General features: G+C 70.8%; 19 protein-coding genes. 15 read left to right on the top strand and 4 right to left on the bottom strand.

What is annotated here, in order from left to right; all coding sequences use genetic code 11:
* Positions 1-4 precede the first annotated feature (4 nt).
* From LXT23_RS42215 to LXT23_RS42205, 3 genes are read right to left on the bottom strand one after another with little or no spacing between them, the layout of a single operon-like run.
* Positions 5-2,533: a TIGR02270 family protein gene (locus LXT23_RS42215; RefSeq protein WP_253986153.1), complete on the bottom strand. Its 2,529-nt coding sequence runs from the start codon at positions 2,531-2,533 to the stop codon at positions 5-7.
* A complete protein-coding gene (locus LXT23_RS42210) occupies positions 2,517-3,029 on the bottom strand; it encodes a DUF6484 domain-containing protein (protein WP_253986152.1) in 513 nt (170 codons plus the stop codon). Before LXT23_RS42210 ends, LXT23_RS42215 begins: the two co-directional genes overlap by 17 nt.
* A gap of 16 nt (positions 3,030-3,045) precedes the next feature.
* A complete protein-coding gene (locus LXT23_RS42205; protein ID WP_253986151.1) occupies positions 3,046-3,516 on the bottom strand; it encodes a DUF4150 domain-containing protein in 471 nt (156 codons plus the stop codon).
* A gap of 123 nt (positions 3,517-3,639) precedes the next feature.
* On the opposite strand from LXT23_RS42205, the gene LXT23_RS42200 reads away from it, so the two are divergent.
* From LXT23_RS42200 to LXT23_RS42170, 7 genes are all read left to right on the top strand, one after another.
* Positions 3,640-5,700 carry an AAA family ATPase gene (locus tag LXT23_RS42200; RefSeq protein WP_253986150.1) on the top strand — a complete coding sequence of 687 codons (2,061 nt, stop codon included), beginning with the start codon at positions 3,640-3,642 and terminating at the stop codon, positions 5,698-5,700.
* The gene (locus tag LXT23_RS42195) at positions 5,697-9,530 is read left to right on the top strand and encodes a polymorphic toxin type 15 domain-containing protein (RefSeq protein WP_253986149.1); all 3,834 of its coding nucleotides are present in this window, start codon (positions 5,697-5,699) and stop codon (positions 9,528-9,530) included. Before LXT23_RS42200 ends, LXT23_RS42195 begins: the two co-directional genes overlap by 4 nt.
* A 1-nt stretch (position 9,531) precedes the next feature.
* Complete coding sequence (locus tag LXT23_RS42190) at positions 9,532-10,164, top strand: hypothetical protein (RefSeq protein ID WP_253986148.1); 633 nt, start codon at positions 9,532-9,534, stop codon at positions 10,162-10,164.
* Positions 10,161-10,643: a tetratricopeptide repeat protein gene (locus LXT23_RS42185; protein ID WP_253986147.1), complete on the top strand. Its 483-nt coding sequence runs from the start codon at positions 10,161-10,163 to the stop codon at positions 10,641-10,643. The genes LXT23_RS42190 and LXT23_RS42185 overlap by 4 nt, the downstream gene beginning before the upstream one ends.
* A gap of 178 nt (positions 10,644-10,821) precedes the next feature.
* Positions 10,822-11,706, top strand: coding sequence for an alpha/beta hydrolase (locus tag LXT23_RS42180; RefSeq protein WP_253986146.1), 885 nt, complete (start codon positions 10,822-10,824; stop codon positions 11,704-11,706).
* Between the two features lie 196 nt (positions 11,707-11,902).
* Positions 11,903-14,743, top strand: a complete 2,841-nt coding sequence (locus LXT23_RS42175) for an ATP-binding protein (RefSeq protein WP_253986145.1) — start codon at positions 11,903-11,905, stop codon at positions 14,741-14,743.
* Positions 14,740-15,141 (top strand): response regulator transcription factor, encoded by a 402-nt coding sequence (locus LXT23_RS42170; protein ID WP_253986144.1) that lies wholly within the window; start codon positions 14,740-14,742, stop codon positions 15,139-15,141. The genes LXT23_RS42175 and LXT23_RS42170 overlap by 4 nt, the downstream gene beginning before the upstream one ends.
* A 69-nt stretch (positions 15,142-15,210) precedes the next feature.
* Here the strand turns inward: LXT23_RS42170 and LXT23_RS42165 are convergent, their stop codons facing one another.
* Positions 15,211-17,793: a glycoside hydrolase family 15 protein gene (locus LXT23_RS42165; RefSeq protein ID WP_253986143.1), complete on the bottom strand. Its 2,583-nt coding sequence runs from the start codon at positions 17,791-17,793 to the stop codon at positions 15,211-15,213.
* A gap of 226 nt (positions 17,794-18,019) precedes the next feature.
* Between LXT23_RS42165 and LXT23_RS42160 the strand changes: the two genes are divergently transcribed.
* The 8 genes from LXT23_RS42160 to LXT23_RS42125 all read left to right on the top strand — a co-directional run bounded on the left by LXT23_RS42160 (position 18,020) and on the right by LXT23_RS42125 (position 25,967).
* The gene (locus LXT23_RS42160; RefSeq protein ID WP_253986142.1) at positions 18,020-20,767 is read left to right on the top strand and encodes a hypothetical protein; all 2,748 of its coding nucleotides are present in this window, start codon (positions 18,020-18,022) and stop codon (positions 20,765-20,767) included.
* 218 nt (positions 20,768-20,985) lie between these two features.
* On the top strand, positions 20,986-21,516 hold the full coding sequence (locus LXT23_RS42155) for a hypothetical protein (RefSeq protein ID WP_253986141.1): 531 nt from the start codon (positions 20,986-20,988) through the stop codon (positions 21,514-21,516).
* A gap of 147 nt (positions 21,517-21,663) precedes the next feature.
* On the top strand, positions 21,664-22,023 hold the full coding sequence (locus tag LXT23_RS42150; protein WP_253986140.1) for an ArsR/SmtB family transcription factor: 360 nt from the start codon (positions 21,664-21,666) through the stop codon (positions 22,021-22,023).
* The gene (locus LXT23_RS42145) at positions 22,016-22,555 is read left to right on the top strand and encodes an SRPBCC family protein (protein WP_253986139.1); all 540 of its coding nucleotides are present in this window, start codon (positions 22,016-22,018) and stop codon (positions 22,553-22,555) included. Before LXT23_RS42150 ends, LXT23_RS42145 begins: the two co-directional genes overlap by 8 nt.
* 116 nt (positions 22,556-22,671) lie before the next feature.
* A complete protein-coding gene (locus LXT23_RS42140; RefSeq protein WP_253986138.1) occupies positions 22,672-23,868 on the top strand; it encodes a hypothetical protein in 1,197 nt (398 codons plus the stop codon).
* 19 nt (positions 23,869-23,887) lie between these two features.
* Positions 23,888-24,532: an AHH domain-containing protein gene (locus tag LXT23_RS42135; protein WP_253986137.1), complete on the top strand. Its 645-nt coding sequence runs from the start codon at positions 23,888-23,890 to the stop codon at positions 24,530-24,532.
* A gap of 13 nt (positions 24,533-24,545) precedes the next feature.
* Entirely contained in the window at positions 24,546-25,127 is a 582-nt protein-coding gene (locus tag LXT23_RS42130) for an imm11 family protein (protein ID WP_253986136.1), read from the top strand.
* A 48-nt stretch (positions 25,128-25,175) separates the two neighbouring features.
* Positions 25,176-25,967: an Imm49 family immunity protein gene (locus LXT23_RS42125; protein ID WP_253986135.1), complete on the top strand. Its 792-nt coding sequence runs from the start codon at positions 25,176-25,178 to the stop codon at positions 25,965-25,967.
* Positions 25,968-25,984: the final 17 nt, after the last annotated feature.

The following is a 25,984-nucleotide window of genomic DNA, read 5'->3' as shown; positions in this document are numbered from 1 at the left end:
GGCATCAGTCCATGAGGGGGTGTGAAGCACGGAGGCGGAGCGCGCCCCGGCTCCCGTCATCCCCCACCATCCAGAGCAGCGCGGCGTCCGTACCGGCGTAGCGCCGCCGGAACGCGTGAGCCGCCAGCAGCACGGCAAGGGGACCCGCCGCGGCCCCCACGTCTCCGAAGGAGATGGCCGGGTACCATTCCGGGCAGTCCTCCGGCAGCAGCCGCCGCCCCCGCAGGCGGATGAGCGCATGGCCCCAGTCCCTCGCCCGGTACTCATCGCCATTCAAGCCGGCGATGACGAGCCCCGTGCGTCCGCCCGCGCCACCGTCCCCACCGAGGGCCTGAGCGATGACCTCCGCGAGCACCGCTCCCACGGCCGGCTCGCGAGAGAAGCGATGGAAGGGCTCGGCCCCGATGCTCGGTGACTCCACCAGCGCCTGAACGGAGGCTCCATGCCGGCGCGCGGCGTCGGCACGCTCCAGGACGAGGAACGCGGCCGCCTCTCCAGGGAGCAGCCCCACCGCACGCTCAGGCCCTTTCAGCAGCCCGAGCTGGTCCAGGGCCCGCAACAGGTGGGGCTCCACCAGGGTGTCCACGCCGCCGATGATGCAGCGCTCGACCACGCCCCGCTCCAACTGCTCCCGCGCCCGCTGGAGTGCCTGGAGGAAACCCACCTCACCAAAGAGCACCTCCTGGGTGCGAGGAGCCCCCTGGACTCCCGCGGCCCGCAGGGTGGCGGGAATCAGGCGGTGCAGGCACTGCCCCCGGAGCCACTCCCGCTCCTCGGCGTGGGGAGCCTCCTCCTGGAGCATCCCCCGGTAGAAGTCGTTGCCGGTGACGAGGAAGACGGCACTCCGACGCCAGTCGTCCTGCCGCACGGCGGGATGCAGGTCCCGAAGGGCCGCGCTTCCCAGGACGATGAGCCGCCCGAGGCCGGAGAAGCCATCCGTCAACCAGGACACCTGATGCCCACGAGCAGGCTCCACCTCGCGCAGGTCCTCATCCCAGAGCGCGTAGCCCTCCAGCGCGGAGATGCGAACCACTCCCGCCCGGCTCGCCGCACAGCTCGACGCCGCGCCATCTCCAATGGCCGAGACCATCCCGCCGCCAGTCACCGCCAACATGCGCGACGCGTCCACGGAGGGACGCGGAGCTTGCCCACCAGAGACTATCGGGCCAGGCACCCGGGCTCGCGCTGGCGGCTCCGCGCCCCTGCCCTCCAACGGTCGGTCCACCAGGAGCCTGTGCATGCCGGCTCGTGCCGTGAGCAGCCTGGAGCGCTGCACCTCCGAGAACGCCCGCGTCGGCACCTGGCAGGCGCCGCGGCTGCGAAGCAGGACCTCCAGCGCCAGTGCATGGCGGCGTCGCATGGGCAGGAGCTCGAGGGACTCCAGCATCCATGCCGGGGTCAGCGGCTGCCCCCACAGGTAGCGGAGCCCTGGCCTGAATCGCGTCCGCTCCTGCTGCCACCACTCCCGGACAGCTCCCAGCGAGGCGCGTGGTAGCTCGACTCCGGTCGTCCCTGGCGCGAGTCCATCCCACGAGGCGCCAGGCGCCGACGCCTGCTCATCCCCAGGCTGCGCCTTGAACCGGCCCTCCAGACGCAGTCCCGTGATGCAACAGAACGCCTCCGCCGCGAGCCCGCCGAGCGACGTGTCCTCCAGCAGCGGGAGACAGCTCTCGGCGGCTTCCACGCATCCACTGATGCCCAGTGCCCAGAGCGCATCGGCGCATGCCCCCGGCTCCGCCAGTCTCGCCTGGAGCAACGCGAGGTTCTCAGGGTGCCGTCCCTCCATCCCGAGCAACATCATGGCGAGCCGGCCGTGCCCGGAAGACCGCTCCACGAGCCGTCGACACCGGGACCACACACCTTCCGCTCCCGACAGCAGGCCGGTGAGCAGCGCCTCATCACGGACGGCGGGTGACGGAGACTCCAGCGCCTCACGCAGCCAGGCCGCCTCGACCCGGCCCGGGGTGACACGCGCCAGCCGCAGGGCTGCCGCCTGGATCCGTGGCTCCACATGGGCCAGGAGCAGGCGCCAGTCCAGGTCCGGGTCTGGCTCGTGCCCCCAGAAGCCCAGGACCTCGAGCGTGGCGGCCACCAGGGCCGGCGCTTCGGAGCGCAGCAATGGCAGCAGCCTGGGCGCCCAGGAGGGATTCCCACACAGCTCGAGCGCGCGCTGAAGCAGGGAGCGCCGCGCCTCGTCCTCCTGGAAGAGCTCGAGAATGCGCTGGAGGTGACGCTCCTCGCCCGAGTACAGGAGCGCCAGGGCCCCGGCGGTGACCGTGTCCGCCTCGGACGATTCCAGCGCGGTCCCAAGCAGGGCCTCGACGCCGGGAGAGGCACTCTGTGCGAGCGCGTCCAGATGCGCGAGGAGGCGGTGCTCGTCTCCCTCGGTGACGTCTCCCAGGGTCAGGTGGGGTGAGCCCAGCGCGGCCTCCCACTGGGTCCACAGGAAGGCGGCCTCCCCCAGATGTTCCTCGAAGATTTCCTTCTGTGCCGAGGAGGGCTCCGCCAGCCCTGGCTCAGTTGATCTGGACATTCCCGCCCTTGATGCGGTTGGTGCCCATGGCGCGGGTTTCGACCCTCAGTCCCCGGATGAGAACCTGTCCGTCGCTGCGCAGGGTGATGCTCGAATCTCCGCACCGCAGGACGACCTCCTCCCTGCCCTCGAGCACGACCCGCTGACCGTCCAAGCTGACCTCCCGCGCCTCCGGACGCGCGGGCACGTCCAGCAGCGCATCCGTGAGTGGCGAAGGACTCGGCTCCTGAATGAGCCCGACGATGATGGGGCGCTGGGGGTTCCCCTCGTCGAAGAGGAGGACGACGGACTGCCGCGCCGCCACGGCCGCATCCATCGCACGGGAATCCAGCGAGACGGTCGAACGCGCCGGAAGCAGTCCGCCGGAGTTACCTCGGAAGTCCACCAGCAGGGCTCCCTCGCTGGCCCGGCCGGCGACCCAGCCCACCTTGTGCCCATGAATGAGGTCGGGAGCTGCTGTCCCGCGCTGCTCAGCACCTGGCTTCTGGCCGCTCATGCGACCTCCGCGGACATCACGTGTCGTGGTATTCGTTACAGACAGGGCACATCGTCTTCTCCGGGCTCTTCCCCGGCGCGGCCACGGGTGGCTGCATCAAGGGCACCGGAGGGGTGTTCTTGTCGTTGTGCAGCATCAGGTCGAAGGCACGCGCCACGTTCTTCCCCTCGACCTTCACGTCGAAGGAGAAGTTGACGAACTCGGCCTTGCCCTTCGTCTTGCTGGAGGCCACTCCACCTCCCGCCGTGCCGGCCTCGTCCCCCGTGCTGGTGCTGAAGTTCGAGTCCTTCAGGCACAGGGGGTTGCTCTCGACCGTCACCTTCTGGCTGCCCTTCGCGGTGTCGGCGGAGCGCGCGATGTTCGGGTACGGGATGGGGACGGGCCCTGCGGGGCTCGGCGTCTTGCACACGTCCGGGAAGGCCACCGTGGTGCCCTGTGAATCCTTCGTGACCACAGACATCTTGTTCACACCGACCGTGTTAGCCATGGCGCGGTCCGACCCTAGGAGTCGGCAACAAGGTGGGCAATCGCCCTCGGGGGCCGTTCGCGTTGCTCCGTCGTGTCTGTCTGGACTAAGACTGTCCGTATCAGCGGAGCTTGGGGGAACGCGATGAAGCAGCCAGAGGCGGCTTTCGAGGCAATCGCTCCCACAGCGGCAAGCCACTTCCGCCTGTACTGGTTCGCCGCCGTCTCTCGGGTGCTCGCACGCGTCGGCGCCTCGGACGAGTTCCCCTTCCTCGCCGGCTACCACGACGAGCTGGCCGCACTCGGCGCGGCCGGGCGCGACGACGCGTGGTGGCAGGCCGCCCTCTCCGCCTGGGAGCGCCGCGTCCCCGGCCACCTGCCCACGCGCGCCCTGCGTGAGGCCGCCGGGCTCGACCACCGCGCCCTCACCCTCCTCTTCTGCGTCGGCCTCACCGAAGAGGACGCCCGCTTCGGACTTCTCTTCGAGACACTGCAGGCCGCGCCCGGAGTTCACCGTCCGACGCTCGGACTGCTCCACGCCTGGTGGAACGCCGAGGGCGGCGAGGCCCGCGCCGCCCTGGAGCCCCTGCGCGAGGCCGGCCTCCTGCGCGTGACGAACCCCGACGCGCCCCGCATCGAGTGGGCCTTCGAAGTGCCTGGCCCCCTCTGGGACGCGCTGCGCGGCGACGTGCGCGCACGCCCCCTCCCGTGGCTGCGCCACCGCCCGGCGGCCGAGCTGCTGGAGCCCTCACGCCTGATTCTCCCGGACGCGCTGCGCGACACCGTCGAGCGGCTGCCACCCCTGCTGGACCGGCGCGAGGTGCGCACGCTGCTGGTGCGCGGGCCTCGCCACGGCGGACGGCGCACGCTGGTGGGCGCGCTCGCCCGCTCGCTGGGGCGCGGCCTGCTGGAGGTGGAGCTGCCCTCGCCCCGCGGCGACGAGCCCTCACGTCAGGCCACGACTCGCAACGAGGAGCACGCGCGGCTGGCCGGCACGCTGGCCACGCTGCTGCACGCCGTGCCCGCCTTCGTCGTCGACCCCGCTCCGGGAGAGGTCACCGAGCTGCCCGGGTTCGGTGCCTGTGATGCCCCCGTGGCCGTGGTGCTCGGCCGCTTCGGCGGCGCGGGCGGCAGGGTGGAGCGCGCCGTCACGCTGACGCTGGAGACACCGTCCCCGGCGGCACGCCGCGCGCACTGGCTCCGCTCGGGCGTCGTGGAGGAGGCAGTGCTCGACACGCTCGCCACCCGCTTCCGGCTGAGCAGCGGCCACATCCACGCCGCCGCGGAACTGGCCCGCTCGCAGGCGGCACTCGCCGGCCGCGACACCCTCACCGCCGAGGACGTGCGCCGCGCCGTGGGCGGGCTCGACCGGCAGGCGCTCGATGCGCTCGCCACGCGCATGGAGACGGGCGGCGACTGGAGTGAGCTCGCCGTCGCCGCCGACGTGCAGCGGGAGCTGCTCCACCTGGAGCGACGGTGCAGCCAGCGCGAGCAGCTGCAGGACGCCGTGGGCCCGTCCCTGGGCCGGCACCTCCGCCCCGGCGTGCGCGCGCTGTTCCGAGGGCCCAGCGGCACCGGCAAGACGCTGGCCGCGCGCCTGCTCGCGGCGAAGCTGGGCATGGAGCTCTACAAGGTCGACCTCTCCAGCGTCGTGAACAAGTACATCGGCGAGACGGAGAAGAACCTCAGCCGCATCTTCTCGCTCGCCGAGGAGCTGGACGTCGTCCTGCTCTTCGACGAGGGCGACGCGCTGCTCGCCAGGCGCACCGCCGTGCAGACGTCGAATGACCGCTACGCCAATCTGGAGACCAACTACCTCCTCCAGCGCATCGAGTCGTTCGAGGGCATCATGCTCCTCACCACCAACGCGGGCGACCAGATAGACACCGCCTTCGCCCGGCGCATGGACGTCACCGTGGACTTCCGCGCCCCCGACGCCGCCGAGCGCTGGGGCATCTGGCAGCTCCACCTGCCGGTGCACCACGCCGTGGAAGCGCAGTTCCTCCACGAGGTGGCCGCGCGCTGCGGGTTCTCCGGCGGTCAGATACGCAACGTCGTCCTTCACGCGGCCAGCCTCGCACTCGACGATGGAGGCACCATGGAGACCGAGCACCTCGACGCGGCCATCCAGCGGGAGTACCGGAAGTCCGGCGGCATCTGCCCGCTGAAGCGCAACGTGGGCACCATCCGGAGCGTGCGAGGATGAGCACCCCCACCCGCACGACGCGCCCGCCCGCGCCAGCGCCCGCCGCCTCGCGCCCCTCGCCGTCGCGAGCCGCCGCACCGGCCGGCGCCGCCTCCCGCATGGGCAGCGCTCCGGTGGTACGCCTGACGCCGCAGCCGGTGGGCGGCACCCTGTCCATCGGCGAGGTGGACCTGTCCTCGGGACAGCTGCTGATTCCCGAGGCCACCGCCGCCGAGGCGAAGGTGGGGCGCGACCTGGAGGTCCCCGTGCGCCTGCCCGGGCTCGCCGAGGGCACCATCAAGGTGCGCAAGCGCGGCGAGACGTTCAACACCACCGGCGCGGGCACCGCCATCCGCCTCGCCCACCCCGCGCTCGCGCCCCTGGCGGACGCGGTCCCCACCACGCTGGTGGTGGTGGTGAAGGACAACGTCGTCACCGGCTGGGTGGGCGTGGGCCAGCCGGGCCCCGTGCGCGGCTCGCGGCGCGCGCTCGTGGACGGGATGCTCAAGAGCACCGAGGCGCTCGGCCTCTTGGGCATGACGCGCATCACCGTGCCCCGCGTCGTCAATGAGTTCACCGCCGGGCGCATCAACCTCGCCGTGGAGAACATGGGCTTCCGCCTCGGCGGCTACCTGGAGGGCACCGGCTCGCTGAAGCTGGACAACCAGGCGCTGCAGGTCGAGGGCGGCGCGAAGATAGACATCCCCGGCTGCTCCGGCGGCGAGCTGCGCGTGCGCCGGGGCTCGGACGGCAAGCTGGGTGGAGACCTGCGCATCTCCGTCACCATCGGTCCGGCGTCGGGCGCGGTGGTGGCGAAGCTCGCGGACGGCTTCGTCCACGTGCAGGGCACGGTGGGGTACCGCAACGAGCGCATGGGCGGCACCATCACCCTCATCGCCACCGACGAGAAGACCGCGAGGGACCTCACCACGCGGACCGACCTGGACCCGTCCGCGCTGCCCGTCGCGCCGCCCGGCGAGGGCAACCCGCCCAAGCCAGGCAAGCGCGCCTTCTGCGGCTGGGGCGAGCTGACCATCACCCTGACGCCGTGGCTGTCGGGCCGCGCTCGCGTGCTCGTCAACAGCCAGGCACAGGCGACCATCATCGGCGAGGTCCGCCCGCAGAAGGAGCTCATCCTCTTCCCGGAGAAGGAGTGGAACAAGCGCCTCTTCAAGCTGGAGATTCGCGCGGGCTACGGCGTGCCCGTCATCGGCCAGGTGGGCGTGTTCGCCAACATCGGCCTGGAGGCCCTGGCGAAGGTGGGGCCCGGGAAGATTCACAACATGAGCGCCAGCGGGCAGTTCTCCACGGACCCGCGCGTGGAGAACCTGTTCGTCCTGGAGGGCTCGGTCAACATCTCCGCCTTCGCGGGACTGCGCCTGCGCGCCGAGGGCGGCGTGGTCATCACCGTGCTCGGCCACGACCTCAAGGCGGGCGTGGGACTGAACGCGCTGGCCGGCGTGCGCGGCTACGTGGACGCGGTGGCGCGCATCGGCCGGCGGATGAACGCGGCAGGCAAGCCCGAGTGGTTCATCGGCGGCCACATGGAGATTGCCGCGCAGCCGTTCCTGGGCTTCAGCGGAGATTTGTTCGTCGAGCTGGACTCGCCGTGGTGGTCACCCGCGCCCGACAAGAAGTGGACGTGGCCGCTGTTCAGCCTGGAGTACCCGCTGCCCGGCGAGTTCGGCATCGGCGCGGACGTGGACTACGTGCTCGGCTCTCGCACCTGGCCCACCGTCCAGTTCGGCGAGGTGGACTTCGACTCCAGCAAGTTCATGACGGACCTGCTGGCCAACGACGTGTCCAAGGGCAGCGGCGGCGAGCGGCGCAAGCCGGGCACCTGGCGCGAGGGCACGGGCGGCGGGGCTCCGGGCGGCGCGCGCGGAGGCAAGGGCCGAGGCGGGCGCGGAGAGAACACCGAGAGCTTCGACGGCCCCATCGGCGAGACGATGACGTTCTCCGACGGCGCCGAGTCCCACCGCCTGTTCATCAAGGAGGAGGCGCGCGGCACCACGACGATGATGGCGAGCGAGGTGGAGACCCTCGAGGCGAAGCTCACGAGGTGGCAGGGCCGGATGGACCTGCTGGCGGACGCGGACAAGGCGACGGTGCGCACGCTGCTGCCGCAGGCGAGGGACCGCGCCCACGCCCTGGACCAGCTCACCGACGAGCAGAAGACGCTCAAGGAGGCGGAGAAGAACGCCAAGGCCACCCACGACCGGCACAAGGGCACGAAGCGCAAGCGCTCGGGGCAGAACCAGAAGAAGAAGCCGTCGGAGATGAAGAGGCGCGTGCAAGTGGCGCAGGCCGCGCTGACGGCGCTGGTGAAGCAGGTGAGCACCCTCACCGCCGATGAGGCCTTCAAGCCCGTGGACCGCCAGGCCCGGCTGCACGGCGGCAGCGAGCCCGTCCAGTTGGGCCAGAAGGACGGGCGGGCCCGGCTGCGTGTGGCCGACTCCGACGAGGCCCTGGCCCTGGCGGCCGTCTCCGCCGGTGAGGCCATGTCCCGTGCGTTCAACCAGTCAGGGCCGAACCTCGTCCGCACCACCCGGGATACCGTGCAGGCGCGCGCGGAGAAGTTCAAGGTCGCGCGCATCATCGGAGGCCGCATCAACCGGCGCGTGCGCAGGTCGCTGGACGCGCCGCTGGGCGACGTGATGACCGTGGTGGCCAGCCTCGGCCGCACCATGCAGATCGCCAGGCTCGCCCGCGCGCTGAGGACCATTCCCGTGGCGCCGCGCACCCTCGAGTTCCATGGGAACCCCTTCCAGTATCCCGACAAGTCGAGCCCGCGCGCCCAGTACCGCACCGCCTTCCGCAAGGAGATGGCGCGCCAGCTCAAGCTGCAGCAGCGGGGCATCAACGGCTACACCGTGGACCGGTGGCTGAAGAACCTGCTGCTGTTCCGCATGGACGCGACGCTCTACCGGATGATGGACATGGGCGGACGCGAGGCCGTGCTGAAGGCCTTGAAGGAGCGTGCGGCCAAGGCCCTCGAGGTCAGCACCGACCGACAGAAGGACCTGGACGAGCGGCTCAAGGGCATCAGGGCCGAGCTCGACCGGCTCGCGCAGGATGCAAAGACCCTGGAGAAGCTCAAGCAGGAACTGGCCCAGGCCAAGAAGACCACCAAGAAGGCCCAGGAGGCCGTCGGCGTCAACAAGCGAAAACTCGAGCGGAACGTGAAGGCCACCGAGAAGCAGCAGGGGCTCCAGGCGCACTGGGAGCCGCTGCTCGCCCTGGCCAACGAGCGGCTCCGCCTGGCCCAGGTGGCCGTGGACCGGATTCTCAAGGCCCAGGGCTCGTCCGACCTGCTGGGCCTCCAGGTGGATGACGGAGTCACCGTGCAGCGGGAGCTGCACGAGGACCTGCGGCCCAGGCGCACCGACCTCGGCGGCACCGACGAGGAGGAGGACGAGATTCACTACCACGAGCTGCGCGTCATCGGGCGGCAGGGGAACGAGGTGAAGGTCCGCGAGAAGCTCAGCCCCTACTACGGTGCGATGGCGAAGCGGGTCGGCCTGTGGAATCAGTTCATCCACCTGAAGAACGGGTTCGGCACCTTCGCCGTCCTCCACAACCCCGACCAGGTCGCGGGAGGCGAGGACAGCTGGCCGGAGTTCAAGCTTCCCCCGGGGAAGAACTTCGACGACAAGGCCTGGACGACCCTCTTCCAGAAGATGCGGCGCTACGTCGGCAACTCCAAGGTGAACAGCCAGATTGGCGACCAGTGGAAGAAGCGGATGAACACCGAGGCGCAGGTCATCATGAAGCTCCTTCCGCCGCAGTCGCACCCCATCTGGAAGAACAACTTCCGGTTCGTGATGACGCCGCCAGAAGGGAAGCCGTGAGATGACGCCACTCGCGAAGCACTTCCGCCGGGGCATGGGGCGCCCCGCCCCCGCGACGGAGAATGCCATCCACTTCGAGGTGCCGGGCGCGCGCCTCTTCTGGGAGATGGTCTCCCCCGACCTGGGCGCGGGCTGGTACCTGGACCGCTTCGTCTACCTCTTCGGCCCCGGGCTGGAGCGGCTGCATCGCTGCCTGAAGGCGTGGTCCTTCCTCGTGCCGCCCGACCACCCGGACCGGCTGGTGCTCGGGTACAACATCCACGGCGCCATCCTGGTGCTCGAGGACGCGAAAACCTCGCTGCCGAAGGTGCTCGTCCTGGAGCCGTACCGGATTGCCTGGTGGACGCACGAGCACCTGGGCTTCGAGAACCTGCTCGCGCGGTGGCTGCCCGACCGGGAGCTGCCAGAGTTCCTCGACACCGAGGTGTACACACAGTGGCGCAAGTCCACGGGCGAGTACCTGGCCGAGGACATGATTCTGGCGCCGAAGCTGCCGAAGGAGGCAGGCGGCTCCCGCGACTTGGAGAACTTCCAGGTGGAGAACCTCTTCGACTTCTACGAGCGCACCGGCCGCGAGTACGCGAAGCTGGCGAAGGGAGGGAAGCCTCCTGGGCCCAAGGGGCGCAAGCGATGAAGCCGCCACCACCGCGAGCCCCCAGCTACCTGCAAGGCCTGCCCTTCCACCTGGCACCGCGCACCGCCGCGTCCATGAGCGAGCGCGAGCGGCGGGTGGCGGCGGCGCGCGCGGGGGACGCGCAGGCGGCGCTGGGGGCCGCGTCCATGCTGTTCGCCGGGGAAGAGGGGCCGGTGGACGTGCCGCTCGCCACGCAGTTGCTGCGGGACGCGGCGGAGCGGGGCTCGCTGGAGGCGCTGCTGATGCTGGGCGGGATGTTGTGGAGCCTCGACGGCCATGAGCACGAGGGCGTGAGGTGGCTGCAGGAGGCCGCGGTGCTCGGTGCGGCCGAGGCCGTGTATGTCCTGGGCATGGCGAGCGCGCGGGGTCGGGGCCTGCCGCGTGACGTGGCGCTGGCACGCCAGTTCCTGGAGCACGCGGAGCGCTCGGGTATCGCGGAGGCGCGGGACGAGCTGGCGCGGCTGCCCTCCTCGGGCTGAAGCAGGAGAGCGGCGGTTGCGCCGCCCGCCCATGCCCGCGTGGACTCGAGCACGGGGGCGTCCGAGCCGCTGCTCGCGAGACAGACCGGGGCTTGCCTGCGCATGCGCGGGAGCGGGCCCATGTTCCTTCCGAAGAGGCCAGGAGGAAGCCCGCCTGGCAACACACAGGAGGGACATCATGGCAACCCACCGCATTCCCGTGGTCTTCATCCACGGGCTCTGGCTGCACTCCGACTCGTGGAAGCCCTGGGTCGAGCTGTTCCGCGCGGCCGGCTACGAGGCGTTCAATCCAGGCTGGCCCGGAGACGCCAGCACCGTCGAGGAGACGCGGCAGCACCCGGAGCGCGTTGCCAACCTCAGCGTCGCGGACATCACCGAGCACCACGTCCGGTTCGTCCGCGAACTGGGCACGAAGCCCATCCTGATTGGCCACTCCTTCGGCGGGCTGATTGCGCAGAAGCTGCTGGGAATGGGGCTCGCGTCGGCGGCCGTGGCCATCGACCCCGCGCAGTTCCGGGGCGTGCTGCCGCTGCCCTTCATCCAGCTCAAGACAGTCTTTCCCGTGCTGGGCAACCCCGCCAACTACAAGCGCGCCGTGTCGCAGACGCCCGAGCAGTTCCACGAGGGCTTCGCCAACGCCGTCCCGGAGGAGGAGTCCAACGCGCTGCACGCGAAGTACACGATTCCCACCCCGGCCCGGCCGCTGTTCGAGGCGGCCTTCGCCAACCTCAACTGGAAGACGGCCGCCCGCGTGGACACCCGGAATCCGGACCGGGGCCCGCTGCTCATCATCGGCGGCGGCAGGGATGCGACGGTGCCCGAGTCCGTCTCGCGCGCGGAGTACCGGCGCTACCGCAAGGCGCCGACGGTGACGGACTACAAGGTGTTCAGCGACCGCGGGCACTCGCTGGTCATCGACCATGGCTGGAGGGAAATCGCCGAGACGGCGCTCGAGTGGCTGGCCCGCCAGCGGCTGGCCCCCACCGCAACGGGCGAAGAACACTTCCTGGGCCTGGACCCGGCCGCCGCGAGCCCGCCGCCCCCCGTGCCCAGGACGCCTTGAGGACCCGCGTGAGTCGCACGTCATCCGGTGCCCAGAGGACGGACTCCCGCCGGCCCTGTGCCATGGTCAACACGGCGCACCGGCTCCCGCGTTGCACTTGGAGCCGGAAGCACCTATCCGCAGGTCGCAGCGCCGCCGCGCTCCCATCTCACGCAGGTGACGATGGGCCCCGTTGCCCCCTGAGTGGTACCCCTCCTTGACCCCCACCTCCGCGCGCGCGGGACTCCATTCCCTGCCCTGGCCCACCCGGGCCTTCAGCGTCGCGCTGCTGTTCGGGGTGTGCATGGCCGCCTCGGTCAGGCTCGACACGCTCAGCCACAGCGTGCCCTTCCCCATCTTCCTCGCGGGCATCCTCGCGGCGGCGTGGCTGGGCGGGACGTGGCTCGCGCTCGTCTTCACGGGACTGGCGACCACCGCGCTCGCGCTGCAGTTCATCCCGCCGCGAGGGCTCCTCGTCGTGGCCGAGCCAGGGGATGCGGTGCTCCTGGGCACGTTCAGCCTCGTGGGAGGCCTCATCAGCGTGGCCGTCGCCTCGCTGCAGGAGGCGCGCGGCCGCGCGGAGCAGCTGCGGCGGCTCACCGAGGCGCTCGCGCGCGCGGCCACCCCGCCGGAGCTGGCCGCGGCGGTGCGGCAGCAGGCCCTGGCGATGCTCGAAGCGCCCCTCACCGCGCTCTGGACGGCGCAGGGCGGCACAGCCCCCCTGGCCCCGCGCCACGTCCCCGCCAGCCCCACCGAGCCGCTGCCCGGCGACTCCTTCACGACGCTGGCCGAGCACGCCCTCCGCTCGGGCGCGCTCCTGTGTCCCCGCAGCCCCGGCCCTGGAAGGCCCTGCGAGGTGGCCGTGACGCTGCGCGGGAGCCATCAGGTGCTGGGGGCGCTCGTGCTGCTGCTGCCAGGGCGCGCGTCCCCGGGCCTCCGGCAGCGCCGCCTCCTGCTGGCGCTGGGCGAGGCCTGCGCCGTCGCGCTCGAGCGGGCCCTGCTCCAGGAGCGGCTGCTGGGCGAGCGGCAGATGCTCGACGCCGTGCTCGCGCAGGCGCCGGTGGGCGTCATCGTGGCCGAGGCCCCCAGCAGCCGCATCCTGCTCTACAACGCCGCCGCCGAGCGCATCCTCGGCCACCCCTGCATCCCTTCCAACGCAGTGGCCGACTACGCCGCGTACGGCGGCCTCCACTCGGATGGCACGCGCTTCTCCGCCGAGGAGTACCCCACTGCCCGGGCGCTGCTGAAGGGAGAGCACGTCCAGAACGAGCTGCAGCGCTACCTGCGTGGCGACGGCGTGGAGACGCTCCTGGAAATCAGCGCCGCCCCGCTGCGCTCGCCGGAAGGTGCCATCACCGCCGCCGTGTGCGTGTTCTCGGACGTGGCCGCGCGCCAGCGCGCCGAGCAGGCCCTGCGCGTCAGCGAGGAGCGCTACCGGCAGATGTTCGAGGCGGCCCCCCAGGTCATCTGGACCAACGCGACGGACGGCAGCAACACGCTGTTCAACTCGCGCTGGTTCGAGCTGACGGGGCAGACGCCGGAGCAGGCCGCTTCGTACGGGTGGCTGAAGGTCATCCACCCGGAGGACCTGCCGCGGCTGCGGGCCCGGCGCGACGAGGGCATCCGCGAGGGCCAGGCCTACGCCGTGGAGTTCCGCGTGAAGGCGGCGCGCGGCGGGTACCGGTGGCTGCTGGGGCGCGTGGTGCCCCTGCGCGGCGCGTCCGGCGCGCTGGAGGGCTGGTTGGGCGCGGCCATCGACATCCACGAGCGCAAGCGGGCGGAGGCCGTGCAGCGGTTCCTGGCGGAGGCGAGCGCGGTGCTGGCCCGCTCGCTCGATGAGCGGGAGACGCTGGAGCAGGCCATCCGGCTGGTGGTGCCGGAGCTGGCGGACTGGTGCATCGTGGACCTCAACACCGCGGCCGGGCTGGAGCGCGTGGCGGTCTTCCACCCGGACCCGGCTGCCGCGCCGCACCTTGAGGCCCTGCGCCGCCACCGCCACCGCGCGGGCGCGTCCAGCCCCGTGCTGGAGGTCTTCCGCACCGGCGAGCCGCGGCTCATCGAGCGCTTCACGCAAGAGGACTACGTGGCCACCACCCGCTCCGACGCGCACCTGGCGGCGCTGCGCGCGCTGGCGCCGAGCCAGGTGATGGTGGTGCCGCTCGTGGCGCGCGAGCAGGTGCTCGGGACGCTCTCGCTCCTGTCGGGCGCCGCCCGGGAGCCCTACACTGGGGAGGACCTGGGGCTGGCGAGGGACTTCGCCGCCCGCTGCGCGCTGGCGCTCGAGAACGCGCGGCTCCTCAACCGGCTGCAGCGCTCGCTGCGCACCCGCGACGACTTCCTGTCCTCGGTGGCCCACGACCTGCGCAACCCGCTGACGGTCATCAAGATGCGCGCGGCGCTGCTGGCCGCCGAGGTGGCGAAGCGGGGCGAGCTCGCACCCGAGCGCCTGGAGTCCGCGGCGGCGCGCATCCTCAAGGCCACCGACGAGATGGGGACGATGATTGAGAGCGTCGTGGACCTGATGCGCGGAGAGATGGGCCAGGCCCCGAACCTGCGGCGCACGGACGTGGACATGGTGGCGCTCACGCGGGACGTGGCCTCGGACCAGCAGCAGGGCTCGCGGCGCCACGAGGTGCGGGTGCACACGCCCGACGCCCCCATCATCGCGCCGGTGGACCCGGTGCGCGTGCGGCGCATCGTCCGCAACCTGCTGACCAACGCGGTGAAGTACAGCCCGGAGGGCAGCAGCATCGACGTGAGCGTCCAGCACCGCGAGGAGCAGGGCAGCGGCTGGGCCGTCGTCGAGGTGCAGGACCGGGGCATGGGCATCCCCGCCCGGGACCTGCCCCACCTCTTCGAACGCTTCTTCCGGGGAGAGAACGTCACCGGACGCATCCCGGGCACGGGGCTGGGGTTGTTCGGCTCTCGCGCGCTCGCGGAGCAGCATGGCGGCCGCATCGAGGTGAAGAGCGTGGAGGGCCAGGGCAGCACCTTCTCGCTCTGGCTGCCGCAGACCGCGCCCGCGGAGGCGAGCAGCGGGAAGGAGCAGCGCGCATGAGCCACACGCCGGAGGCCGGCGCGCCCCCGTGGATTCTCGCCGTGGACGACGACCCGCGGGTGCTCGAGGCCATCCAGCTGGTGCTGGAGACGCTGGGAGGGCTGCGGGTCTGCACGGCCACGGACGTGGCGTCGGTGGAGGACTGCCTGACGCGCATCCGGCCCGCCGTCGTGGTGCTCGACCTGGGCCTGCCGGGCGTGGACGTGACGGGGCTGGCGGCGCGGATGCGTGGGGAGACGGAGCGGCCCGCCCCGCTGCTCGTCATCTCCGCGGACGAGCGGGGCGCGGCCCGGGCGGCGGAGCTGGGCGCGTATGCCTTCCTCGCCAAGCCCTTCGGGCCGGAGGAGCTCCTCGCCTGCGTGGGCCAGGGGCTGGGCCCCGGCGGCGGGAGGCCGTAGCGCTCCCGCGGGTACCGCTCGGTGCGAAGGGGCCCCGTGCCGGGAGCCCCTCCGCGGTAGCGCGGGGACTCAGGCTCCGCGACGGCGCAGGGCCAGGACGAGCCCGGCGAAGGCCACCAGCAGCCACAGGGCCATGGCCCCGGGGCCCGACGCGCTGCAGCCACCGCCACCCACGTCTCCGTCGTCCGGACCCACCGTGCCGGCGTCCGGCACACCCGTGCCGGCGTCCGGGTCTTCCGAGCCCGCGTCCGGTGTGCCCGCGTCCGGTGTGCCCGCGTCCGGCGGCTTCGTCAGCGTGCTCTCGTCGAGGTAGCCGCCACACGCGATGTCGAACGCCGACGGCTGCGCCCGCTGCGCCAGGGCCAGCGCGTACGCCCCCGCGCCGAAGCCCGCCATGGGCGTGTTGAACTTGTAGGTGCCTTCCATCTCGTCATACGTCTCGGAAATCGTCAGGTAGTTCTTCAGCGACTGGTCCGTCACCCACTTCAGCACCCGGTCCGCCCGCTCCGTGTCGCCGGCCAACCGCCGGGCCACCGCGCCCCGCAGGCTGACGATGACCCACTCCGCGCTGTCGTACTCGCTGCCCCACGGGCTGAGGTCCGAGCGCCCCGTGTGGTCATACCGGTCGTCGTTGCGCTGCCAGCCCGCGCCCGCCGGCGACGACAGCCGCAGGTCCAGGCCGCTGAACGTGGCCTGAGCAATCTTCCCCTCCGGGTCAAACAGCCCGAAGGCGAACGCGTCGAACACCGCCGCGTCCCAGTAGCCGCGGCCCGTCCTCACCTCCTCCAGGTTGGAGCCCAGCGCGAAGTTGCCGTCCGTCAGCTTCTCCGCCATCGCCAGGCGGATGGCCTCGCCCGCATTGCGGTAGCGCAGCGCCCTGTCCGTGTCGCCCTTGCGCTGCGCCAGCCACGACGCGTCGCACAGGCCGCGCGCCGCCGTCAGGCTGGTGTAGGCCCACGAGCGCTGGCGCCCGCTCCAGTGTGTCTCCCAGATGGACGAGTCCGGACGGATGAGCCCCGTCTCCGGGTCGATGAGCGCCAGCAGCGCGTCCGCCACCTTGGTGGACACCGCCGGCCAGTGCTGGTCCACCAGCGTCCGGTCCCCGGTGACATTCTCGTAGTGCCGCAGCGCCCAGAGGAAGAGGCCGAAGCCGTCGAACTCGATGTTGGGCCCGAACTCGTTGAAGTCCGTCTCCTCCACGCCGAAGCCGTGGTAGCGCGTGAGGGTGATGAGGTACGGCGGCATGCTGTACGACTGCAGCTCCTTCCAGTCGCGGAACCGGCCGCTGTCCGCCTTCAGGTAGTACTCGAGCGCGTCGCGCGCGTCGTCTTGCATCCCCAGCGTGGCCATGGCCGCCGCCGCGTATGCGCCGTCCCGAATCCACGCGTACGTCCACTGCCCCGGCGGGAGGCTGGCCAGCACCGCGCCCTTGCCCGCGTGCTTCACCGTGGCCGGCAGCGTCACCGGCGAGCCGTTGGGCTGCTTGAAGCGCGTGCGGCGCACCTCGCCGTCACGGGAGAGGAACTCGCGAATGAAGGTCTCCGACTCGCGCACCTGCGACATGTGCAGCACCACCGCCGAGTGGCGCGCCAGCGACTCCTCGTCGCGAGACACTCCCACCGGCACCTTCACCGTGTTCGTCTGGAAGTCCGCCCAGCGCGCCACCTCGGCCTCCACCAGCGCCTTCGCGTCCGACGTGCCCGCATAGTCCGCCAGCCACTGCCGCACCGTGGCCGCGGCCCCCTGGTTCCCGTGGTGCGCGAAGGCCACGCCCGCCCAGCGCTCCGCGCCCGCCGGGATGTCTCCGAGGGTGAACTGGTACGCGGTGGCCCAGCCCGTCCCCACCGCGGGAGCCGTCTCGTAGGCCTGCAGGTCCTTGGTACCGCCCCCGTTCACCACGTCGTACCCGCTGGCGTCTCCCGTGGCACCGGCCAGCCACGCCGCCCTGCGCGCCACCGTGCCCAGCGGGTGCGCCACCAGCACGCCCGCGAAGCCCTTCTCCGAGAAGACGTCCCCGGCGAGCTCCACCGCCTCGCCGTTCTCATCCGTCTCCGCCATGACGCCCGGCCGGCCGAAGCCCAGGTGGAAGTTGTGCAGCGAGAAGGCGCTCACCCCCGGCACCGCCGACGTGCCGGTGTTGCGCACCCGCAGCGCCATGACGAAGGACGCGTGCGGCAGCGATTGCGGCGCGAAGACGAACGTCGTCACCTCCAGCGGGCCCACCTTCTGCACCAGCGTCGCCAGGCCCGTGCCGCCCGTCTTCCCCGCCGCCCACGCCGCGTAGCCGCTCGCGTCCAGGTCGGCCCCCTGCGTGTGCAGCCAGCGCTGCGTGCCCTCCGAGCGCAGGCCGAAGAAGGCGTCGAAGAGCAAATCCCGCGAGTGCACCACCTTCGGCTGGCCGCGGTCGAAGACGTCCGCGCCCGCCACGTCGATGACGGGCTCCTCGGTGGCGAAGAGGTGCTCGCGGAAGTGCGACACCTTCTTCTGCTCCAGGTCCAGCATCACCGCGCCGTGCCCGTTGGAGGACGGCAGGCGCAGGAAGGTGCGCTGGACGGCCACCTCCGCACGGGCGCCCGGCGCCACGACACAGAGGAGCGTGAGGAGGAGGGACACCCCGCCGGGGCGTCGGAACGGATGGGGGAGCAGTTGCATGGCGCGGATTCTGGAGTGCTTCCGGCCCGGGGCCAAACCCCCAGGCAGGGGACACTCCGACGCGGGGCGGCAGGGCCCCCGCGCCCTGTCAGCCGTGCCTCCCCGCAACCGTGGCCGGGACCTGGTGTTGGAGGTCGGATATTATCCGATTATCCAGTAATTTCAGGAAGGCGAGTCGCGCTGCCCGTGCGGGTGGGATGCTCTCGCCGTCCTCCAGGAGAGCGCCATGCGTGTCGTCCGTCGGGTCCTCGCGGTCCTGCTGCCGTGCCTCGTGCTGTCGTCCGGAGGGGCCGCGCGGGCCCAGTCCTCCGGCGCCTTCGTCAACTGGGAGCACCCGCAGGTGCACCCGCTGGAGCTGACGCCGGACGGCTCGAAGCTGCTGGCCGTCAACACCGCGGACAACCGGCTGCTGGTGTTCAGCGTGGCGGGCGGGACGCCGGTGCTCACCGCCTCCATCCCCGTGGGGTTGGACCCGGTGTCCGTGCGGGCGCGGAGCAACACGGAGGCGTGGGTGGTCAACCACGTGTCCGACAGCGTCAGCATCGTGGACCTCACCACGCTCAACGTGAGGGCCACCGTCCCCACCGACGACGAGCCCGCCGACGTCGTCTTCGCAGGCAGCCCTCAGCGCGCCTTCATCTCCTGCTCGCAGGTCAACCGCGTGCTGGTGGTGGACGCGGCCAGCCCGCTGTCGGCGCCCACGCGGGTGCAGCTCGGCGGCGAGGAGCCCCGCGCGCTGGCCGTCAATGCCGCGGGCACCCAGGTGTACGTGGCCTTCTTCGAGTCCGGCAACCGCAGCACCGTGCTGGGCGGCGGCAACGCCATGGGCGGTGGAGGCTTCCCGCCCAACGTGGTGAGCCTCAGCGCCGGGCCCTACGGCGGCGCCAACCCGCCGCCCAACTCGGGCGCGTCGTTCTTCCCCGCGCAGAAGGCCGGCAACCCCACGCCCCCGCCGGTGAGCCTCATCGTGAAGAAGAACGCGAGCGGCCGGTGGATGGATGACAACGCGCGCGACTGGACGTCGCTCGTCTCCGGCACCAGCGCCGCGGCCTCGGGGCGCCGCCCGGGGTGGGACTTGCCCGACCGGGACCTGGCCATCATCAACGCGTCCACGCTGGCCGTCACCTACGCGTCCGGGCTGATGAACCTCAACATGGCGCTGTCCGTGCACCCGAACGGCACCGTCGTCGTGGTGGGCACCGATGCTCGCAACGAGGTCCGCTTCGAGCCCAACCTCCAGGGCCGCTTCCTGCGCGTGCTGGCCGCCGCGGTGAATCCGGCCACTGCCACGGTGGTGGGCCACTTCGAGCTCAACCAGCACCTCACGTACACGTCCCCCACCGTGCCCCAGGCCACGCGCAACCTGGCGCTGGGCGACCCGCGCGGCATCGCCTGGAACACCGCGGGCACGCGCGCCTACGTCACCGGCATGGGCTCCAACAACGTGGTGGTGTCGGATGACCTCGGCAACCGGGTGACGCACGTGCCGGTGGGCGAGGGCCCCACGGGCGTGGTGTTCGCCGGCACCCGGCTCTACGTGCTCAACAAGTTCGCCGCCAGCGTGTCGGTGGTGGACACGGTGTCGAACACCGAGGTGGCCCGCGTGCCCTTCTTCGACCCGTCCCCCGGCGTCATCAAGGTGGGCCGCCAGCACCTGTACAACACGCACAAGAGCTCCGGCCTGGGCCACATCTCCTGCGCGTCGTGCCACATCGACGGGCGCATGGACCGGCTCGCGTGGGACCTGGGCAACCCGGCTGGAGACGTGAAGGCCGTCACCGGGCAGAACCTGGGCATGAACGTCCCCGGCCTCAACACGGGCTTCCAGCCGTGGCACACGATGAAGGGGCCGATGACGACGCAGACGCTGCAGGACATCATCGGCCAGGAGCCGCTGCACTGGCGCGGGGACAAGGCGGGCCTGGAGGAGTTCAACCCCGCCTTCGTGGGCCTGCAGGGCGACGACGCGCAGCTCACGGTGGTGGAGATGCAGCAGTTCGAGGCCTTCCTCGCGACGCTGACCTTCCCTCCCAACCCGTTCCGCAACGTGGACAACTCGCTGCCGACGAGCCTGCCGCTGACAGGGCACTTCACCACCGGCCGCTTCGGCGCCGCGGGCCAGCCGCTGCCCAATGGAAACGCGGTGCGCGGGCTGAACATGTACCGGCCGCCGCGCCTGCTGGACGCGAACAACCTGGCCTGCTCCGCGTGCCACACGCTGCCCACGGGCCTGGGCGCGGACATGCGGTGGAATGGCAGCCAGTTCGTCCCCTTCCCCGTGGGCCCCAATGGCGAGCGCCACACGGCGCTGGTGTCCGTGGATGGCTTCACCAACGTGACGATGAAGATTTCGCAGCTGCGCAACCTCTACGAGAAGGTGGGCATGGACCTCACGCAGACGTCGAACCTGGCCGGGTTCGGCTTCTCGCACGACGGCGCCGTGGACTCGCTGGCGCGCTTCCTCACCGAGCCCGTCTTCACCCTGCAGAGCGACCAGGAGGTGGCGGACATGGTGGCGTTCATGCTGGCCTTCTCCGGCTCGGATTTGCCCCGGGGCTCGGCCACCTCGCTCCAGGAGCCGCCAGGGCCGGGCAGCAAGGACACGCACGCGGCGGTGGGCCGGCAGGTGACGCTCACCGCCGCGAGCCCCACGGCGGCACAGCAGGCCACGCTGGCCACGTTCCAGTCGCTGGCCGACAGCGGCAAGGTGGGCCTGGTGGTGAAGGGGAACCAGGGCGGCATCGCCCGGGGCGCCACGTACATGGGCGGGGGTATGTTCCAGACGGACCGGGCCCTGGAGACAGTCACCGCGTCGCTGCTCCAGACGCTCGCGGGCCCGGGCAACGAGCTGACGTACACGGTGGTGCCCAAGGGGTCCGAGGTCCGCATCGGCATCGACCGTGACTTGGACGGCGCCCTGGACCGGGACGAGCTGGACAGGGGCACCCGGCCGGATGACGCGAGCAGCAAGTAGCACTGTGTGACGGGCGCGGCCGTGGACCTGGAGGGAGCGGGTTCACGGCCGTGGCCCTGGAGGGCTGGCGGACCGACGTCTGAATCACCGCGCAGGTCCTGGCGAACGTCTGGCGCCCGTTCGCAAGCAGTTGTCGCCGGGCAACTACCCAGAAATGAGACTCATGACGTTCTTCCTTGTGCGCGGCGTCCACACCCGCCGCGACCGGAGAGGACCGCATGATTTCGCTTTCCTGGCCCCTGGCCCTGCTCTGGAAGAAGGCCGCCGCGTACCTGCGCGTGCTGCTGACGCAGGTGCTCTACATCGCGCCGCTCTTCTGGTTCATGGAGCTCGCCCAGAACATCGCCTGGAAGCAGATGAATGGTGAGTGGGGCTGGTACTACCCGGAGTCCCCCTACCACTGGTTCTCGTTCGGCAGCCTCATCCTGTGGACTGGCTGCGTCGGGCTGCTCTGGAGCATGCATTGCCTCTGGTTCTACCCGCGCCGCATGACGGTGTGGCCGCGCATCCTCATCTCCGCCGTGGTGTGCTGGCTGGGGGAGTGGTTCGGCGGGTACGTGGCCGCCAACGTCTTCGGCCACCCGCTCCAGGTGTGGCCCGGCTCGCCGCTCGTCTACGTCCACTACAGCGCCCTGTTCTTCTGGGTGAGCAACGCCGTCATCTACCACCTGCTCACCGTCAACGTGGTGGACCTCACCCCCGCGTACGACGCGCCTCGCGACCCGCCCGCCTCCGCCCAGGTGGCCTGAAGCCTCGCGACACGAGCCCAGCCATCCTCCGGGCCGCTCCGGACCTCCACAGGGGTCCGCGGGCGGCCCGTGTCGTTTCCGCGGCTCTGCTCGTGATTCAACCGAAGGGTTGACCTTTTCGGGCGGCGTCTCTATACATTGAACCCAATGGTTGAACGTCATTCAGGACAGCTCGACCAGGTCTTCCAGGCGCTCGCGGACCCGACGCGGCGGCGGATGCTGCGCAGCCTCAGTGCGGGGGAGCGCAGCATCGGTGAGCTGGCGGCGCCGTTCCGCATGTCCTTCGCCGGGGCGTCCAAGCACGTGAAGGTGCTGGAGCGCGCCGGGCTCGTGCAGCGGACGGTGCAGGGACGCACGCACGTGTGCCGGCTCGCGCCCGCGCCGCTGGCCGAGGCCATGGAGTGGCTGCGCTTCTACGAGCAGTTCTGGCCGGGCCGGCTCGAGGCGCTCGAGCAGGCGCTGCTCGACGACGGACGAACCGCCAAACGAGGAGCCCCCCATGAGTGACCACGGCGTCGTCACGGGCGAAGGCATCCTCCGCTTCGAGCGCCTGCTGCCAGGCCCCATCGAGCGCGTCTGGACCTTCCTCACCGAGTCGGAGCAGCGCGGCAGGTGGCTGGCCACCGGGAACATGGAGCTGCGCGTGGGCGGGCGCGTGGAGCTGCTGTTCCGCCACGCGGACCTCACGTCCAGCGTCGAGCCGACGCCCGAGAAGTTCAAGCGGTACGAGTACGGCACCGGCTTCGAGGGCCGCGTCACCCGCTGCGAGCCTCCTCGCGTGCTGAGCTACACGTGGGGCGGCGAGGCCAACGAGTCGGAGGTCACCTTCGAGCTCACGCCCCGCGGGGACGCCACCCTGCTCGTGCTGACGCACCGGCGGCTCGGCAAGGAGCGCGCCGTCATGGCCAACGTCGCCAGTGGCTGGCACACGCACCTGGGCATCCTCACCGACGCCCTCGGCGGCGTGGAGCGGCGCCCCTTCTGGTCGACGCATGCGCGCATGGAGGCGGAGTACACCGAGCGGCTCGCGGAGACCTGAGCCACCGTCGCTCGACGGCGGGGCCCGGGACGCGCATCACCGGACAGGTCCATGGGCGGCAGGTGCCTCCTGGGCTATACTTGGCGGCCCTGAAGGCGCAGGAACACGAGGCCGTCATGAGCGAACCACGCACCGTCGCGCTCACTGCATTGGGAGCCGCCACCTCCCTGGGAGGAATCGTCCAGGCGGCGGCCGCTGCACGGGCGGGTATCGTCAGGACCGGGGAGCTCACCGGATGCTGGCACCTGGACGACGAGCTCAACGAGCCAATCCCAGTCACCGGGCACCCCGCCGCCTGGCTGACCGATGGCTTTGAGGGCCTGGGAAGGTTCATGCAGCTGGGCGTTTCGGCCCTGACCGACCTGCTCGCCACCAGCCCGCACATCCAGCGGGAGCGCACCGGCTTCTTCCTCGCGCTTCCTCACGACGTCGGGCAGGAGGAGGACGCGGAGGAGCAGGACGAGGAGGCGCAGGACGGGGGCGAGGACGAGGAGGCGCAGGAGCCCCCGAGCGACGGAGAGGGGGACGAAGACATCGCCGCCCCGGCTCCCCTCTCTCCCGAGGAGAGTGCCCAGCGGTTGATGGAGCACCTCTTCCAGGAGACGGAGCTCGCGTTCCGCCCCGAGGCCATCCGCGTCTTCCTGGAGGGGCGAAAGGGAACCATCCTGGCAGTGCAGCAGGCCGTGCAGGCGCTCCTGCAGGGCCGGTACCACCACGCCCTGGTGATGGCATGCGACTCGCTGGTCGACCCGTGGCGCGCGCAGCGCATGCTGCGGGCCCGGCGCATCAAGACGTCCGACAACCCGGTCGGCTTCATGCCGGGCGAAGCGGGAGTCGCCATCCTGCTGGAACGGCTGGACACCGTCCGGACACGCCGCGACGAGCCCCTGGCCCTGCTGTTCGAGCCCGTCACAGCGCACGAAGCGCACAACCGTGCCGAGCAGCGCCACTCGAGTGGAGCGGCCCTGGTGGAGGTCATCGCCGGAGCCATGGAGCGCGCAGGCGCCATTGCGTCGCTCGAAGGAAGCGTCTACCTCGACCTCAACGGAGAGGACTTCCGAGCCCGCGAGTGGGGGGGTGCCCTCGTCCGCGCGAGAGGGCGTTGCCAGGTCGGCGCCTGGGCCCAGCGGCTTCCGGCCCTGAGCTTTGGAGAGACCGGGACGGCGGCCCCCCTGCTCGCGCTCGGGCTGGCGACCCGCGCCTTCGCCCGGGGCTATGGCAGGGGTGGCCAGGCCCTCATCCTGGCGTCGGACGACCACGGCGCCCGGGCTGGAATGGTCCTGAAGCACGACGCCAGCGGGCGTGCGAAATGACAAGAGAGAGGGTGGTCTCGTGAGCGTCCTGAAGCACATCAAGAAAGAGAAGAAGCGCGAATCGACCCTTCACAAAACCTCCAACTACGCGAAGAACTGCAACACGGGCTTCCGCACGAAGCCCTATTGCGAGATTCACCACATCGTGTGTCTCCAGTCCGTCGCGGCTCGCGTCGAGCAATACAACCCGGGGCTCAAGGACTACGTCGAGGCCTGCCTCTGGGTGACGCCCTGGGACATCAACGACTCCAACAACCTGATGGGGCTGCCCCTCAACTTCCAGTACCGGATGTCGGACGGCACCGCGCCGAAGAACATGCCCTCACACCAGGTCGACCACAATACGAGGGGTGGCTACCGGGAGGAGGTCTCCGATTACCTCAAGGAGAACGTGTGGAACGCGCTGACCGCCAAGAAGAAGGTCCACGACGTAGATGTGAAGAGGCTCAAGGACGAGCTCGACAAGGCCAGCACCACCTTCCGCGGGAGAATCAAGGTCCGGGGAACCCGCCAGGGGGGTACGAAGAAATGCTGGCAGAAGCGCTTCGACAAGGCCTACAAGGCCCTGTGGTACCACCCCTTCTCCATGGCCCTGCGTCCCAACCCTCGCCATCCAGGGCTGTCGCTGAAGACGCTGGTCAAAATCTTCAAGAAGCTGAATTGAAGGACCTCATCCAATGAGCAAGCTGCCTCTAGTCTGGGAGTGGGATGTCGGCGGGAGCTTCTGCGTCCTGACGCCGCTGCGGAACGTGGAAGACGAGTACGAGCTCTCCCGGGGCATCTCCAGAGCCAAGGGGTTCCCGTCCGACGCCGCCTTCCACATGGACCCCAAGTTCAAGCGGTACGTCGACCTGGCCGACAACCTCAAGAACCCCGACAGAATCATCACCGTCTCCAAGGCACTGAAGGAGTTCATCGAGGCCCGGAAGCCGCGCGAAGTCGAGTACCTGCAGGTGCCCATCTTCAACCACAAGAAGAAGGTGGCGAGCGATGAGTACTTCATCATCAACCCGCTGCGCGTCTTCGACTGCATCGACAAGGAGAAGTCAGACATCTCCTGGAACGCCATCGACCCGGACAAGATCAGCGCCGTCGAGAAGCTGGTCCTGAAGCCCAAGGCATTCGAGCCGGGGTTCCTGCTGTTCCGGCTGAAGCACTTCGAGCACGCCGTCATGGTGGACCGCAAGCTCGCACAGGCCATCCTCGACGAGGGCTTCACCGGCCTCATCTTCGACGAGGTCGACACCTTCGTGCGCTGAGCCAGCCATCCACGCGCTGTCCGACACGTCCCGTCCGGGAGCAACGCCATGACACTGAGTGCGAAAGAGAAGCAGGTGCTCGACCAGCTCAAGGAGCACCTGGCGGTCATCGCAGCCGGACACCCCGCCGTGGAGATTGGAGAGACGTACGAGGAGGCCGAGCTGTGCTTCCAGGCGATGGCCTGCTGCAAGCTGCTCAGGGCGGCCGACAAGGCGGGCTTCCAGAAATACCTCTTCTGGACGGGGCTCACCCGCCGCTACTTCCTCGAGCGGAGCAAGGACGAGGGCGGACAGAATGACTTCCGCCGCGCCAGGAGCCGGAGCGAGGGGTTCTTCTGCGCCGCCGCGGCGGGGGATATCCCCCTGGCGCTCGAAATCAGCGCCCTGTCCCCGACCCGATGGATGAAGAAGGGGGAGTACGAAGAGGACTTCGCCTATCACGAGTTCCTCTCCGTGACGCTCGGCGGGGCGGAGGAGGCTGAGCGCGAGGCGTCTCTCAAGCGCTTCGACAAGGCCCTGAAGGGTGATGCGTCCGCGCGCTACGACGTGTGCCAGGCCCTGCAGGAAGGGGACGGGGCGGCCTTCGAGCAAGCCTTCCAGGAGCTGTGTGAGCGGAATGCGTCCGAGCAGCTCAAGGAGCGCCCCGAGTTCGCCGACACCGCCACCTTCGAGCCCCGCAGCCGCGTCTTCACCGAGGGCTTCGCGCTGGTGAGAATCGCCGAGAGCCGGGGCATCCGCGTCCCCAAGCAGCCCTTCCCGCTGTGTCCGGAGACGGGCCGCGTCGGGCTGCTCCGCCGCCGGCCGGATGACCTCTTCGCGGAGATGGCGGGCCTTCAGTAGGGCGGAGCGCCCGGGCC

It is taken from the genome of Pyxidicoccus xibeiensis, from assembly GCF_024198175.1.
Lineage (GTDB): Bacteria > Myxococcota > Myxococcia > Myxococcales > Myxococcaceae > Myxococcus > Myxococcus xibeiensis.
The sequence above is the reverse complement of the archived record's forward strand: the minus strand, read 5'-3'. Positions and strand labels throughout refer to the sequence as shown.